Annotated in this window: 16 protein-coding genes; 11 read left to right on the top strand and 5 right to left on the bottom strand. The window is 44.4% G+C overall.

Annotated features, from left to right (window positions below; genetic code table 11):
• The first annotated feature begins 115 nt into the window (after positions 1-115).
• From AOC03_RS06765 to coaE, 3 genes are all read left to right on the top strand, one after another.
• The gene (locus AOC03_RS06765) at positions 116-1339 is read left to right on the top strand and encodes a type II secretion system F family protein (RefSeq protein WP_062534453.1); all 1224 of its coding nucleotides are present in this window, start codon (positions 116-118) and stop codon (positions 1337-1339) included.
• Between the two features lie 36 nt (positions 1340-1375).
• Positions 1376-2275: a prepilin peptidase gene (locus AOC03_RS06760; RefSeq protein ID WP_062534451.1), complete on the top strand. Its 900-nt coding sequence runs from the start codon at positions 1376-1378 to the stop codon at positions 2273-2275.
• A 93-nt stretch (positions 2276-2368) separates the two neighbouring features.
• On the top strand, positions 2369-3070 hold the full coding sequence (gene coaE, locus AOC03_RS06755; protein ID WP_062534449.1) for a dephospho-CoA kinase: 702 nt from the start codon (positions 2369-2371) through the stop codon (positions 3068-3070).
• Here the strand turns inward: coaE and rlmB are convergent.
• Positions 3033-3803, bottom strand: coding sequence for a 23S rRNA (guanosine(2251)-2'-O)-methyltransferase RlmB (gene rlmB, locus AOC03_RS06750; protein WP_062534447.1), 771 nt, complete (start codon positions 3801-3803; stop codon positions 3033-3035). The two genes, coaE and rlmB, sit on opposite strands and share 38 nt — an antisense overlap.
• Before the next feature lie 97 nt (positions 3804-3900).
• Entirely contained in the window at positions 3901-4236 is a 336-nt protein-coding gene (locus AOC03_RS06745; protein ID WP_062534446.1) for a pyrimidine/purine nucleoside phosphorylase, read from the bottom strand.
• A 640-nt stretch (positions 4237-4876) separates the two neighbouring features.
• Between AOC03_RS06745 and recN the strand changes: the two genes are divergently transcribed.
• The 7 genes from recN (at position 4877) to xerD (ending at position 11180) form a co-directional block, all read left to right on the top strand.
• Positions 4877-6559, top strand: coding sequence for a DNA repair protein RecN (gene recN / locus AOC03_RS06740; protein ID WP_062534444.1), 1683 nt, complete (start codon positions 4877-4879; stop codon positions 6557-6559).
• 148 nt (positions 6560-6707) lie between these two features.
• Positions 6708-7271 carry a YqgE/AlgH family protein gene (locus AOC03_RS06735; protein ID WP_062534442.1) on the top strand — a complete coding sequence of 188 codons (564 nt, stop codon included), beginning with the start codon at positions 6708-6710 and terminating at the stop codon, positions 7269-7271.
• Positions 7272-7383: 112 nt separating this feature from the next.
• Positions 7384-7923: a Holliday junction resolvase RuvX gene (ruvX, locus tag AOC03_RS06730; RefSeq protein ID WP_084785794.1), complete on the top strand. Its 540-nt coding sequence runs from the start codon at positions 7384-7386 to the stop codon at positions 7921-7923.
• A gap of 75 nt (positions 7924-7998) precedes the next feature.
• Positions 7999-8502: a hypothetical protein gene (locus AOC03_RS06725; RefSeq protein ID WP_062534440.1), complete on the top strand. Its 504-nt coding sequence runs from the start codon at positions 7999-8001 to the stop codon at positions 8500-8502.
• Positions 8503-8591: 89 nt separating this feature from the next.
• Entirely contained in the window at positions 8592-8852 is a 261-nt protein-coding gene (tusA, locus tag AOC03_RS06720; RefSeq protein ID WP_062536569.1) for a sulfurtransferase TusA, read from the top strand.
• A gap of 52 nt (positions 8853-8904) precedes the next feature.
• Positions 8905-10122: a methyltransferase gene (locus AOC03_RS06715; protein ID WP_062534437.1), complete on the top strand. Its 1218-nt coding sequence runs from the start codon at positions 8905-8907 to the stop codon at positions 10120-10122.
• Positions 10123-10241: 119 nt separating this feature from the next.
• Positions 10242-11180: a site-specific tyrosine recombinase XerD gene (xerD, locus tag AOC03_RS06710; protein WP_062534435.1), complete on the top strand. Its 939-nt coding sequence runs from the start codon at positions 10242-10244 to the stop codon at positions 11178-11180.
• An 85-nt stretch (positions 11181-11265) separates the two neighbouring features.
• On the opposite strand, the gene AOC03_RS06705 is transcribed toward xerD, so the two are convergent.
• Complete coding sequence (locus AOC03_RS06705) at positions 11266-12105, bottom strand: hypothetical protein (protein ID WP_062534433.1); 840 nt, start codon at positions 12103-12105, stop codon at positions 11266-11268.
• 180 nt (positions 12106-12285) lie between these two features.
• Between AOC03_RS06705 and AOC03_RS06700 the strand changes: the two genes are divergently transcribed.
• Entirely contained in the window at positions 12286-12894 is a 609-nt protein-coding gene (locus AOC03_RS06700) for a class I SAM-dependent methyltransferase (protein ID WP_062534431.1), read from the top strand.
• 92 nt (positions 12895-12986) lie between these two features.
• Here AOC03_RS06700 and lptG read toward each other — a convergent pair whose 3' ends face one another.
• Both lptG and AOC03_RS06690 read right to left on the bottom strand, forming a co-directional pair.
• Positions 12987-14231, bottom strand: coding sequence for an LPS export ABC transporter permease LptG (gene lptG, locus AOC03_RS06695; RefSeq protein WP_062534429.1), 1245 nt, complete (start codon positions 14229-14231; stop codon positions 12987-12989).
• Positions 14231-15535, bottom strand: a complete 1305-nt coding sequence (locus AOC03_RS06690) for an LPS export ABC transporter permease LptF (protein WP_062534427.1) — start codon at positions 15533-15535, stop codon at positions 14231-14233. Before AOC03_RS06690 ends, lptG begins: the two co-directional genes overlap by 1 nt.
• Between the last annotated feature and the right edge of the window lie 172 nt (positions 15536-15707).

Below are 15707 nucleotides of genomic sequence, written 5' to 3'. Positions count from 1 at the left end.
AAATAACAAATAACAAATAACAATTAGAGTGCCATTAAGGCGTTCATTTCTGACGCTTGATGGCACTATTAAACAGTAACACCACGCTGAATAGGCAAATTTTTGAGGTAAAAACATGGCAAAAGCAAAGACTGACATGCTATTGGACTTTGTCTATGACGGCGTCAATCGGCGTGGACAAAATATAAAGGGTGAAACCACCAGCCGCAGTTTGGAGTTGGCAAAAGCCACCTTACGCAAACAAGGTATTACCGTTAAGAGCATCAAGAAAAAGGCTAAACCCTTATTTACCTTTAAAAAAGGTATTAAGCCGATTGATATTGCCATTTTTGCGCGGCAACTGGCAACGATGATGAAAGCGGGTGTGCCATTGACTCAATCGTTTGAGATTGTTGCCGACTCGCTGGACAATCCCAGCATGAAAGAATTGGTATTACAAATTAAAGCCGATATTGAAGCGGGTGGTACTTTTGCGTCGGCGCTGCGTCGCCATCCTCGTTACTTTGATGACCTATTTTGCTCTCTTGTCGATTCTGGTGAGCAATCAGGGGCGCTCGAAACCATGCTAGAGCGTGTCGCCACTTATAAAGAAAAAAGTGAGCTGCTGAAAGCCAAAATTAAAAAAGCAATGAAGTATCCTATCGCCGTTATTGTAGTGGCAGTGATTGTGACGATAATTTTGCTGGTCAAGGTGGTTCCCGTATTCTCAGGATTGTTTGAATCTTTTGGTGCTGAGCTACCTGCTTTTACCCAGATGGTGGTGAGCATGTCTGAATGGATGCAGGCGTGGTGGTTCGTGTTAATTATTATCATTGGTGGCACTATTGTGAGCTTTTCTGAAGCTAAAAAGCGCAGTAAAAAGTTCCGCGACTTTTTAGATCGGGCAACACTAAAAGCACCGATATTTGGCAATATTGCTTATCAAGCGATTATCGCGCGGTTTTCTCGTACCTTAGCCACTACTTTTGCCGCTGGTGTACCTCTCATTGATGCCTTAGATTCTACGGCTGGCGCAACCAATAACGTAGTTTTTTATAACGCCACCCAACAGATAAAAAATGATGTCTCTACCGGGCAGCAATTACAGTTTTCAATGCGCTCTACCAACTTATTCCCAAGTCTCGCCATTCAAATGGTGGGCATTGGTGAAGAATCAGGTAGTTTAGAGGATATGCTCGACAAGGTAGCCGTCTATTACGAAAATGAAGTGGATAACGCCGTTGATGGTTTGACCAGTTTGATGGAACCCATGATTATGGCGGTGCTTGGGGTATTAATCGGTGGTTTGGTCATTGCGATGTATTTGCCAATCTTCCAGATGGGTGCAGTGGTAGGCTAGGACAATAAAGGCTAGGACAATAAAGGGCAGTCATTGATGCAATTAATAGAATTATTACAAGATAACATGAGTATGGCGCTCGTCGTCTTTACTCTTTTGGGGCTTTGTGTCGGCAGTTTTTTAAATGTTGTGATTCACCGTATACCCCTCATGATGCATTACGCATGGCGGCAAGAATGCAGTCAGTTTTTAGCGCAGCAAAGCGATATGCCCAGTGAGCAGACTACGGTACTAACCGATATCGTGGCTAAAGATGCGCCCATCACCTTAAGCACACCCGCCTCACGCTGTCCGCACTGCGCCCATAAGATTAAATGGTATGAAAATATACCGTTAATCAGCTGGCTGCTATTACGTGGACGTTGCTCAGACTGCAAAGCGGCTATCGGAGTGCGCTACCCTGTCGTTGAGCTGGTCACTGCCCTGCTTTCAGGTTTGGTTATTTATCATTTTGGGGTCACTGCTACTGGATTGTCTGCCTTAATATTGGTATGGACGCTGATTGCGCTCACGGGGATTGATTTTGATACGCAGTTATTACCTGATCGTCTGACCTTTCCTTTAGCAGGATTGGGCTTAGCCGTAAACTCACAAGGCTGGTTCGTGACGCCCACTCAGTCTATTTGGGGCTTATTATTAGGGTTTTTATCACTGTGGGTAGTGGTTAAAATCTTTTATTTAATAACCAAAAAACATGGCATGGGACAAGGTGATTTTAAATTATTAGCGGTATTGGGTGCGTGGCTTGGTCCTGCAATGTTACCGTTAATCATTTTACTATCCTCTCTACTTGGTTCGATAGTCGGTATTATTTTAATGAAAAAGCAAGGTGAAAGTAAGCCCTTTGCGTTTGGTCCTTATATTGCTATTGCGGGTATAATTGCCTTATTATACGGCTCAGATATTGTCAGCTGGTACTTAGGGATGTACGCTTAAGGTAGATTTTTTATCACCTTTACCGCAGTCTTTATCCATCATGTTTATTAAGTGTTTTTAATTTTTATTCTATCAGCCAAATAAGTCACTCTTATGTCAACAAACTTTAATGCCTCGTCTCATCATGCGGTTGCTAATACCAACGCCACGCATCAGCTCCCTAAAAATAAAACCTTAGTTGTCGGTTTAACGGGTGGTATCGGCAGTGGCAAGTCTGCCGCAAGTGACTGGTTCGCGACTCAAGGCATTGACATTATTGATGCGGATGTGATTGCTCACGAGATAGTCGCTAAAGGCAGTGACACCCTGCGCAGAATTCAGAAAAAATTTGGGGATTGGGTGATTAATCCTGCAGGAGAAATGGATCGGGCAGCAGTGCGCACTCATGTCTTTACCCATCCTGACGCACTGATTGAGCTTGAATCGATTACCCATCCGGCAATACGTGAGGCGGCAAAAGAGCAGTTGCTCGCCTGCACCTCACCATATGTGGTGCTGTCAGCGCCGCTATTGATTGAGGGTGCAGAAGCGGGATTGGCTAATTTATGCCAGCGTATCTTAGTCATTGATGTGCATGAAGATACACAGCTGGCGCGTGCCAGCTTACGTGATGAGCAAAGTGCGATAAAAATTAGAGCCATTATGGCAAATCAGCTCGACCGCGCGGCACGTAATCGCCACGCTGATGATGTGATTGTCAATGAAAGTGATGTGGCTGCTCTACATGTACAGTTGCAGCCGCTACACCAAATGTACCTTACGCTTGCACAGCAGCTAAAGTTCGCTGCCGATTAACCTCATACAGCGCCATACCTGTCGCTACACTGACGTTAAGGCTCTGCAAATTACCATGCTCGTTACCAGACATCGGGATATAAACCAGCTCATCACAACTTTCTGTGGTGAGACGACGCATACCCTCGCCTTCTGAGCCCATAATCAGAGCCGTTTTACCAGTCAAATCAGCCGCATGTATCGGCTTGGCATCAGCATTAAGCGCCGTACCAAAGACAAATACGCCCGCACTTTTAAGTTGTGATAACGCGCGCGCCAAATTAGTGACACTAATAATCGGCATCATCTCAGCAGCACCGACCGATACTTTAGCAACGGTTGGGGTTAGACTTGCCGCATGGTGCTTAGGGCAAATAACGGCATCGACACCCATCGCCACAGCCGTACGCAAACACGCGCCAAAATTATGCGCATCGGTAATCTGATCCAATACTAATAATAAGCATTGATCACGCGTCACAATCTTATCTAAAATAGCTTCATTAGCGAACGCTAATGGACGCGCATGTAAGACAACACCCTGATGCTGCGGACTGCCGCATAACTGGGTCAAATTATCTTTTTGAGTGGGCTGAAGACTCACACCATTTGCTTGCGCTTGCGCCATAATCAGTTGCACATGACTGTCACTTTCGCGACCTTGCTGTACAAAAAGACTGAGCGCATCCATCGGACGATACTCAAGTAACGCTTCAATAGCATGAATGCCATAAAAATAGGTGGGTTTTGCCATAACATGCCTGCTGATTAAAAAAGGAATATCGCTTAATGCGATAATAGAAGGTAAATACTGCGCGAGACGATAGACTATGAGCTATTTGTCCAGCTGCCTAGCCTTCTAGGTGGCAAACATACTGGACGATTTCTTCGGTACGTAAACTAAAACCACTATTGCCTTCTACCACAAAGGATTGACCTGCGCGGTAATAGCTATACTCTTCTTCACTATCGATTTTGACTTCACATGTGCCGCTGATGATTTCAATACGTTCGGAGGTATTGGTACTAAATTGATAATGGTCAACGCTATTGTCACACGGTAAAATGACGCCTAACGTTTTATGGCGACCATCTTCGAACATAATAGTGTGGCTAGAACAACGCCCATCATAAGTTATCGTCGCCTGAGCATTGACGGTCACGTTGGTAAATTGTGCGGCTGTCATAGTGACTTCCTTATCAAATAATTATTACTAAACTACAAAATAAGTGATTGATTACATCTTCTATTCTAAACTCTTGCCTAGTTTGTAACGAACATACCTAACATAAAAAAATACTGACCTCTAACTCAGTCGCGATACAGCGTAAGTTATGGTGTCATAAGTTACCATTAGGTGAGATTATGCTACCACATTATATCTATAAAGTTTGTTACAGCGTCGCTTGAAATATCATTTTGAACTTAAACTAAGTCCTCTACACGCTTGCACATAAGTGCTAACCGCAGCGTTCTATCTCAGAATTATTTGTCCTATTTTAACGTTATTTATCACATTGATAAAAAGGGCTGATGCTCAAATCATTTGAAAAATAGTTTGAAATGAACAACTAAACGTGATATGTCTTTATGATGCTGATGGTCGTTAATGTTGCTTTTAGTTCAGCTGACTTTCGTTATAATGGTCATTCCTGATTGGTTTATGCCTTTGCATGCAAATGATAATAAGGTAATAAATAGTCACTTCATTTGTTTTTAAAGCGTGCTGTCATCATATAATGACCGGTAACTTCCACTTGATTGACCTATCTTAGCGCCATTTTCTAAGATTTTTTGCGGTTGATTGTTTGCCATGAGAGGCTTTGATGCTGTTATCACTTACCTTACATCAGTTTGCACTAATCGCGGAGCACGAGCTCAACGTGGCTGATGGCTTTAATGTCATCACAGGTGAAACGGGTGCAGGCAAATCCTTACTGCTGGACGCGCTATCCTTGTGTGCTGGCGAGCGCGCGGACAGTGCGATGGTCAGACATGGCGCGGCTCATGCGGATATTTATGCCCAATTTGATGTGACGGATAATACGGTTATCGCCGATTGGTTTGCCACGCACGAGCGCGTATTAGACGAATCAGAAATTCTCATTCGTCGGCAACTGAGCAGTAACGGACGCTCAAAAGCGTGGCTCAATGGCTTGCCTGTTAGCCTATCTGAGCTTAAAAGTCTCGGTTCACTACTGGTGAATATTCACAGTCAGCACGCGCAGCAAGCCCTGCTTAAACCACAATTTGTGGTGCAGTGGCTTGACGCAATGGCACAATTAAAACCACTGACTATCCAAACAGCAACAAGCTATCAGCACTATCAACAGCTCAAACGTCATGCGGATAATTTGGCAAACCGCGCAGCCCAACGCCAAGACCGAATACAATTATTACAAAGTCAGTTGGCGGATATCTCGCCTTTATTGAGCGTTGATTATCAGGAAATTGAAGCGGAACACGAAGAGCTGTCTAATATTGAAGCCTTAATGATGGAAGCCAGTCGCGGCTTGCATCTACTCGACAATGATACAGATGAACCCGATGTGATGTCGTTATTGGGGCAAGCCATTAAGCTTTGTGACCAACAGATAAGCGTCAGCCAAACCTTTGTGCAAGCGTCAGAACAGCTACATATCGCGCAGCAGCAGATTACTGAGGTTACGGCACTATTATCAGATTATGCAGAACAGCAATTACCTGACCCCGAACGCTTGCAAGAGTTAGACAACCTCATCAGTCTCGGGCATCGTTTATCACGCAAGCATAATTTGCCCGCCAGTGATTTGATAAATGAAGCGAAAGCATGGCAGGCGCAATTAGAACAATTAGAAAATGAGCCGAGCAGTGACACATTAACTGCACAAATTGAAGACGCATGGCAAGGTTATTTGGCACTGGCTACGCAGCTGAATACTGAGCGCAGGCAAGCTGCGCCCTCTATTTGTGCACAGCTGATTGCCCAATTGCAACCTTTAGCATTGCCCAATGCGCGCTGTGAGTTTGTATTTACCCAAAAGTCCGATACCGCCAGTTATAACGCGCAAGGCTGCTATGATATCGACTTATTATTTAGCGCCAACGTCGGCATGCCGATGCAGCCGCTACATAAAATTGCCTCCGGTGGTGAATTGTCACGTATGGCGTTAGTCATGCAAGTATTACAAGCGACCAGTGCTGATAACAATGCGGCAAAACCAATGCTAGTGTTCGATGAAGTCGATGTGGGTATCAGTGGCGGTACGGCGCAAGTGGTGGGTGAGCTATTGCGCGCACTTGGACAAACGCAGCAACTATTGGCAATTACCCATCAAGCACAAGTTGCCGCGCAAGCGCATCAGCATATCTTGGTGCAAAAACACCATCATGAGCACACCCAAAGCGAGCTGATTATTTTGACCGACAGCACACAGATAGATGAGCTGGCGCGGATGTCAGGTGGTGTGACCATCACCGAAGTCACACGTGAACATGCGCGTAGTTTGCTGACTGATGTCAAAGTTTAAATAACGCTGATAAAGAAATAGTAAGTAACTGACAAACAGTACCCGTGTCATATCCATATTAGACATCGGTTGCTTTCTTAGTCAGTATCACCATATAGTAGTCTTTCACCTTCTTTATATTGTGCCTGTACCTATGCCGAAAACATCGATGCCTAAAGCCAATTTGACTCACCATTTTTTAATTGCAGCGCCTGAGTTATCAGACCCACGCTTTGAGCGGGCGCTGATATATATCTGTCGCCATGATCAGCAAGGTGCGCTCGGTTTGAGGGTCAATCGCCCGATAGCACACTCGCGGGTGGGCAAGCTGCTAGAAGATTTAGATATCGAAGTGACCAATGCGCAGGTGATGGAAGATGTGGCATTAGATGGCGGTCCTATGTACCCTGAAATAGGCTTTGTGCTGCATACGGGTCAGCCGCAGTGGGCATCTTCCTTTGCCATTTCGGAGAATGTCTGTATCACCACCAGTCAAGATATTCTACAGCGTATTGCCGCAGGTCAAGGTATCGGGCATTATCAGCTGTGTTTGGGACATGCCAGTTGGGGTAAAAAACAACTGGATAATGAGCTAAAGAATGGCGACTGGCTGGTCTGTCCGGCGGATTTAACCCTTTTATTTGATACGCCCTTTGAAGAACGCTGGCAAGTGGCGGCTGAAAAGATCGGGATTAATTTTGATTATCTCAGTAGCGATATTGGTCATGCTTAACAGAGAAACTGCTATTAAAGCAACTTAGGTTAAATAAATACGCTTAATTATAGTAACAACCATTCAGACAATACATTCAGACAATAAATGAACATAGGAAAAAGTCGCTACTATGACGATAGCAGACCGTAATACAACAACAGATATCGAAAGTGAAAAGTCAGTTATTGATAACGCTGAGCCTGCACCAAAAGCGCACCTTATCTTAGGGCTAGATTATGGCGTTAAGAAGATGGGCATGGCGCTTGGTAATACTATTACCGAAACCGCGCGCGCTTTTGATATCTTGGCGATGAATAATGGGCAACCAGATTGGGATAACTTACTGGGCATCATTCAAACGTGGGGCGTGACCACGGTGGTGGTTGGACTGCCACTGAATATGGATGGCAGCAGCTCGATGCTATCAAAACGCGCGCATAAATTTGCCCGCCGCTTGGCACATCGGATGATGGAGCAAGGCGTGCCTGCGAGTGTGCTGCTATCCGATGAGCGTTTGACCTCAGTTGGCGCGCGCGAGCTGGCGTGGGAGCAAGGCTGGATTAAAAACGAGCGTGACCCAATTGATGATATTTCAGCGTGTATTTTATTGTCAGCCTACTTTGCTGACCCAAGCTGTGCGCTGCCGATTGACGCGATTAAAGCAGAATAAGCCAACATGGCTGGATAACTATCAGCATCGTTATACCGTTCTTAATCATATTTATATAGAAGATGGCTGTTTGTTATGACCACTGCTCCAGACCAATCCTTGCAATCTAAGCAAAATGCTGCTCAAGCGTCGTCGCAACATGGCTTTGCACCACTGGCGATTGCGCGTATCAAAGGTGCACAGCGAGCGAATACAATCGCTATTTATCTCATTTATGCCGCCATTATTACCTTTATGGTCTTTGGTACGATTGCCAGTATTAAGATGTTTCATGACAATACCTTACTGTATCGCCTGTTTTTTAATTTGCCGTATGCGCTGATTGCGCTCACTATTCCTATGACGCTATATGATGCCTTTATTATTTATCGCTATCGCCTGAATCAAGCCTCGATGGTTAGAATGACGATTGGCGTTTCAACCATCGTATTGATTGGCGGCTTGTTATTTGCCGATACCGCTTGGCTTGGGCTGTCGTGCTGGCTTGGCGTAGCGTTTTTATTTAAAGTCAGTTTTAAACGCTTTTTTGATTTTTTAGCAGTAGCAAATGAGCCTGAATCAGTTGTTCATGAAGAATAGCTGATAAAGACTGACTGGCAGTAATAAGCAAACTATTAACCTATTTTCAAACTCTTAACTTTTCTAACACGATGACTCTCATGATGACGATGACTACCTTGACTTCAGATACGACTGTTAACCATCATCTAGACACGCAAGGGCTGATTTGCCCTGAGCCGGTGATGATGCTGCACAAAACCATACGTCAAGCGGATGGCGGCGAGATTATTGAAATCCTTGCCACTGATCCAGCAACGACGCGTGACATTCCTAATTTTTGCCGTCATTTGGGGCACACGCTTGTGCATCAAGAAACGCTGAACGACGCGCCAACTTATCGCTATTTGGTTAAGAAAAAAAGCGCTTAATAGCGGCTAATGTCATCAGCAATATCTCATCCATAAGTTAAAGGTAGGTCGCGTGTTAGCAACAGAAAAGCAGTATGTGCAGTGGTTTGAGAACGAAACGTTACGTCATGCGCGCTGGTTGTCTGAGAGTAATCAAGTGCCGCCTGCACGTATCGTTTTGGTCGATGACAAAACGAGCGCAGATGAAGCCTATCGCTTGGCTTGCGCGGGCACATCAATGCTGTGGCAGGGTGACTTTCAGAATGCGCGGCAATTATTACAAGCGCTCACGCGCCGTATTGAACGCAGTGAACAGCGCAAAATGAGCAAAGCGGCTAATAAATTAAGTAAAGCTGCTGAGTCTGAATTCGATACTAAATTAGAAAACGCTAAGGAAATACCTAACTTATTCCATCAGCAGCGCCAAGCTCAAGCACAGCGTTCACGTCTATTAAGCCGTTTGCTATTAGAACTTGATGCCGGTTATGTCAGTCAGTTACGTCGCGCCCCCGATGTGAGTGCGGCTTGTACGGCTGCTTTTGGTAAGCTGGATGAGCCGTGTTTAATTTCATTTCGTGATTTGCAAGGGGCGTTAGGTGCGGCAGGGTGGCGCGCGAAAGGCGTACCGATTACAAACTTAGGACTATCAATTTTTCCACATTATGGCGTGTTTGCGCCAACCCGTCATGAGTATGTGCAACTGTTGCTTGATGCACCTCTGCCTAATAAACATGAAGTCGCCTTTGATATTGGTACGGGAACTGGTTTGCTAGCGATTATTCTGGCACAGCGTGGTGTAAAACAGATAATCGCAACCGATTTAAATCCACGCGCCTTGGCTTGTGCTCGCGAGAATTTTGAACGTTTAGCGTTATCTAGCGTGCAGTTGCAGCAAGCAGATTTATATCCAACTGAGGTGCCGTTGGCAAATCTGATTGTCTGTAATCCACCTTGGCTGCCTGCTAAGCCAACCTCGCCATTAGAATATGCCGTCTATGATGCCAATAGCGCGATGTTGCGAGGGGTTTTACAGGGCGTAAAACAGCACTTAGCGGAGCAAGGAGAGGTCTGGTTGATTCTGTCAGATTTAGCGGAACATTTGCAGTTGCGCAGCCGTGATGAATTATTAGGCTGGGTTGCGGATGCTGGATTAGAGGTGAAATACCGTCTCGATACCACGCCCAAACATGGTCGCAGCCAAGACAATACCGACCCACTGTTTGCAGCGAGAAGTAGCGAAATCACCTCGTTATGGTGTTTAGTGCCTTTTGATAATTGCAATAACACTTAAGAATTAATATTTAAGCAGTAACATTTAAGAAGTAATACTTAAATAATAACTGAAGCCATAAACTGCTCAACGAATCACCTTATCCCCTTTTATCCTACAAAACTGCCGAGTAGTGTCTTATGAGCCGTGATCGTGCCGTACAGCAGCGTCAACCAAAAGCGCTAGCCGTCGATGACGAACCGGCTTATATCACCGAATTTCGTCAAGCCATGCTCGCGCGTGGTTTGGCAACGCGTACCCGTAATGCTTATGTACGCGATTTACGTTCCTGTGAGCTGACCAACCGTAAAGCGCTAACGATTTGGCAACCTGACGATGTCCTGCATTGCTTGTCAATTCTCACTCAAGATGGCAAAACCCCACGCACCCAAGCGCGTATGCTCTCAAGCCTGCGCCAGTTTTATCTGTGGATGGTTGCTAGTAATCTGCGCGAAGACAACCCTTGCGAACGTATCAAAAGCCCAAAATTGGGGCGACCGTTGCCAAAGGACTTGTCCGAAGCCGATATTGATAACCTCTTAACTGCTCCTGATAACAGCACCACGCTCGGACTACGCGATAAAGCCATGCTTGAGGTGCTCTATGCCTGCGGTCTGCGCGTGAGTGAGCTGATTAATCTGTCGCTTGAACAAGTCAATCTCAATTCAGGCTGGCTACAGATTACCGGTAAAGGAAATAAAACCCGTTTAGTGCCATTAGGTGAATACGCAGCGGATGCGCTGGAAGACTATCTCACCCATGGTCGCGGCGATTTAATTGCCCATCTAAAAGCGGGAAATTGCCAAGCGGTTTTTTTGACCGCACAAGGCGGCTATATGACGCGGCAAAACTTTTGGTATCTGCTAAAAAAATACGCCAAAATTGCCAGTATTGATAAAGAATTATCGCCGCATACCTTACGCCATGCCTTTGCCACACACCTACTCAATCATGGTGCAGACTTGCGCAGTGTGCAGCTATTACTTGGACATAGTGACTTATCAACCACGCAAATCTATACTCATGTGGCGACGGCGAGATTGCAGAAGTTGCATGCGGAGCATCATCCGAGGGGCTAAAGAAAATTAAATCTGATATAGGTTATGTCCTATTCTTTTCTTAATGTGATTTTTCTTGAGGAAAGATTCAGCTCATTTACTAAATCTATTCATAAGCTTTTTTTATCGGATTGAACTTTACAGCCTTACTGTAGTTGACATGCTCAATACGCTCATCATCATCGGTAGGCATTTCGCCTTTGTAAGTCAACATAATCGGATAATAAGTGGTATTGTTCGACAATACTTTTAAAGTCCCTTCATAACCATAATATAAAGGTGATTCTTCATCATAACTAGCATTGCTTGAGCCAGCATCACCAATATAATAAACGTTAATAAAATCATTCTCAGGTAGGTGTAAGGCTTCCCACCAGTCATCCCTTGCACCTTGACCCATATAGAAATTCGTAAATACACTTCCTACTAGGTTCTTACCTAACGGCTGCAAACCATCCTGAATATCTTCGGCATAGAGTCCCACACTTCCATTGCTACTCGAATACTTTGCGTTCTTTGGTGTTTGACTCACTAACTGAAATAACCCATTATCTAGTTTTTTGAAACTGTATAAATCCGCTGTTGCCTTGCAGATATGACAAGAATCAATTTCACCATCAGAAACCTGAGCCTTTTCAATGATAACTAGATAGCGATCTTCACCTGCTGTATTTTTATATTGAATAATAGGGCGCATTAAGGCAACAGTTGCCCTTCCAGAATTATCATATTTTCCTAAGCCGATATACAGTGTATCTTCCATATAATCTACATGAATATTGAACATCTGACCGCTATAAAACTTACGCATAACTTCTTTAAAGCTTAAGTCTTTGATTTTAACCTGAGCTATTTTACTGGCAGAGAAATTTGGAACGGCAGCAATTACAGGGGTCGCTGATAGAATACTTAAACTGAGCGCCAAACTAAGTAAAAGATTTTTCATGCGAAATTCCATTTGATTATAATGTTCTAAAAGAATCTATCAATGAGTAGAGTATATGCAGCCATAATGTAACATACAAATTATAAAAGTATAAAATCTAAAGAACCATAGCTGCAAACCTGCCCTTTTCTCGCTACAATACGCCCTATATTTTGTAATCCTTTCCCAAGCGAGAAAACCATGAGCCATAGACCGCCTGCTGACCTATTAGAAAAAGCCAAATACTGGCGCGATGATATTAATTTTCGCGAAGACGTACTGGGCAAGCCGTTTGATTTTGCCACCACGTGGGGTATTTTTTCACCGCAAAAGCTTGATGACGGTAGCTTGATGCTGCTTGATTATGTTGATTTTCAGCAGGATGATGATTCGATAGATTTGGGCTGCGGCTATGGCGTGCTTGGTATGACGGCAGCGCGTGAATGTCCGAACGGTCAGCATACATTGATTGATAAAGACTTTATGGCGGTAGAATATGCGCGCCAAAATTGCGAAAAAAACGGTCTACATAACGTCGATGTGCATTTATCCAACGGTTTTAATCATGTGGATAAAGCGAAAGACTTTAGCTTGGTCATGTCAAACTTGCCCGCAAAAGTAGGCAAAGAGCAGCATTATCTGTATTTCCTCGATGCCCATGCGCGTATGCGAAAAGGTGGGCGCTTTTATGTGGTCACGATTAATGGCTTACGTCAGTTTATGAAACGCTCGTTTACCGAAGTATTTGGTAATAGCGAAAAGGTCAAACAAGGCAAAACCTATACCATTACGATGGCGACTAAAGACTAAGATTTAAAAGTTAGACAATAAGTAGATAAGTTAAAAAAAGCACGCTACATCATGATGATTTAGCATGCTTTTTTATGGCTATCTTTTCAGGATTACATTTGCCGTTTGAGCAAATATAATCCTAAAGCGGTGCTAGCTATAATTGGTAATAGCACCATTAATAACGGCGAAAATCCAGTAGCTAATGACACAAAGCCAACCAAATCCTGAATATAACTGAACAGTAAACCAAATAATAAAGCGACCACAATACGCAAACCTAAACTGTGCGTCCGCAATGAACCAAAGACAAACGAGCAGGCGACAATCACTAATGATAAAATAGATAACGGTGAGAGCAGCTTTTGCCAAAATGCCAATTCATGCGCGAGTGAGCGTTTACCTTGTTGACGCATAAACTGACGATGTTCATACAGTTGCGTCAGCGATAAATCATCGGCTTGGCGCGTGAGTAAATAAACCGACTCCGGTGCAAATGGTAGACTTAAAACATCAGATGCGGTTTTAGATTGCGCACTACCAAAACCTTTATTAATCGTGAGCGTGGTCATATTGCTGAGTTGCCAATCGTAGCGATATTGTTCACTGAGTGTGGCGTTTGAGCTTTGTACTGGTTGCCGACCCATATACTTGCCACCTTCGGCATGAATCGCGGTTTGCAAATTGCCATTATTGTCCAAATGCCAACGCTTTACCTCACCAATATTGCCTTTGACATCGGCATAGTCAATATAGAGAATATCACTACCATCGGGTTGTACGTTTGACTTATCCGCATTGCTATTAGTATTGTCATTTGAACTATTACTATCATTAGCAACGGTCTTAAAGCGCGGCTGTACCGTCCAATAGCCACGTACTGAGGTGACAAGCGAGCGGTTATCTTCACTATTAATTTGATTTGCCAATGGATTGGTATAAGGCAGTACAAACTGATTGAGTGCCAACGCCAATAGCACAAACGCCAACGCGGGCTGTAATACCCAACCAACAATACGATAAATGCTAACGCCAGCGGCGCGCATCACCACCAGCTCGCTTTTATTCGCCAATAATCCTAGACCAACAACCGCGCCCAATAGCGCCCCTGTCGGCATAAACTGTGCTAAAAAATGAGGTGAGCGATAAAGGATAAATTTGAGCGCATCGGACATGGTATAGCTATCAGTAAGCGCATCAAGCTCAGATAAATAAGAAAATAAAACTTGCAGCGCCCACAGTCCCATTACAGCAGCGACAATGGCTAATAAAGCATTGAGTTTTACATAACGCCCAAGTATTTGTAGGTTAGCAGATTGCCCATGAGTGGATTGAGCTTTAGAGAGTAAGGAGCGCATTATAGTTGCCCTCCATTTGAGCCACTTATATTATCAGTGTCAGCGTCAGTGTCAACGTTGATTATCGGGTCTTCTTTTAAGCGAATACGCAGTCGATGTTGGATACGGCTGCTCCAATTCAAATACAGCGCCAAGGTCATAAAGCCGATGACCAGCCACGCATATGACCACACGCTGACACTGCCTTTACTGACCGCATTCTTAAGCGAGATAATACCTAACGCACAGCTGACAAATAATAAAATCGCTGGAAACAGACGCAGCCAACGCCCTTGACGGGGACGCACTTGTGCCAGTGGTACGGCAAGCATCGGGGCAATAATCATCAACCACGGCAGCGCCAACCGATAACCCAACTCCGCTTGTGCCGCCCGCATGGCATTGACACTGCCCACTTTTGCATGACCAGTTGCCGCTTGCCATAACGGCATAATAGGCTGAGTTTGGATATTGTCTTCGGTCACCACTTCTTTCGGCGATTCGGACAAGGTAATACGATAGCGATCAAAACCAACTTGATTATACTTTAGGCTGCCTGCGCCCACCTCATAACGTCGCCCTTGGAATAAATCCAACTGGGTCACGCCACTAGCGCCATTTTCAACTTGCTCAGCGCGCTTAGCCAAAGTAATCGTATCTTTACCAATCGTGGATTTACTGCTGTCAATACGCGCCGTTAACTCTGCTGGCAACTCGCTTGGTAATGCATTCGGCGATTGATTTGCATCAAGATTGTTAGGATTATTGTTATTTTTAGCATTGTTATTGCCTGAGCCTTTTTCTTGCGGTGCGGTTTGAATCAATACCACGTCTTTGAGCTGCTTTTTATCATCGCTGAGACTGCCCACATACAGATGGTAATTGCCGCTATTAATAAACTCATTAGGACGAATTAAATCAAACGCGCTGGTTAACGCTTGCTGTTGCCAAATGGTTTCGGATGAGCGCACGCCCCAAGGTTTTCCGACTATTGATAACGCCGCTTCGCCTACAAACAATGCCAAAATTAACGGTGTCGTCAATCGTGCCAGCTTACCGCGTGATACGCCACTGGCATTAATCACCGCCATTTCTTGGTCAACGTATAAGCGCCCAAACACCAACATCAGTGCGATAAAAAATGCTAATGGCAAAATCAGCTCTAAAAAAAACGGCAAATTATAACCAATGATTGTAAATAATAAACTGATGTCTAAATTGCCTTCAGCCGCAATACCAAAGTAGCGAATTAAGCGACCGCCAAGCATGAGCACCATTAAAAACCCCAATACCAAAGCGGTGGTTGAAGCAACCTGACGGGTCATGTAGCGGCGTAATATCACAATAGGTACTCTTAGAAGTGGGCAATCACACGGTTAGGCGTGTCTATAGCAAAATTTTGGTGAGAGATTCAAAGATAATTAGGACGTATAAAAGCCACCATATATCACGGTCAATGCTAGCATGTTTTTGTAAAAAATGGCGGTGAAATGTGTT

The sequence above is a fragment of the Psychrobacter urativorans genome, from assembly GCF_001298525.1.
In the GTDB taxonomy this organism is placed as follows: Bacteria; Pseudomonadota; Gammaproteobacteria; order Pseudomonadales; family Moraxellaceae; genus Psychrobacter; species Psychrobacter urativorans_A.
Note: the sequence above shows the minus strand (reverse complement) of the source record. Positions and strands in the feature narration are given on the sequence as shown.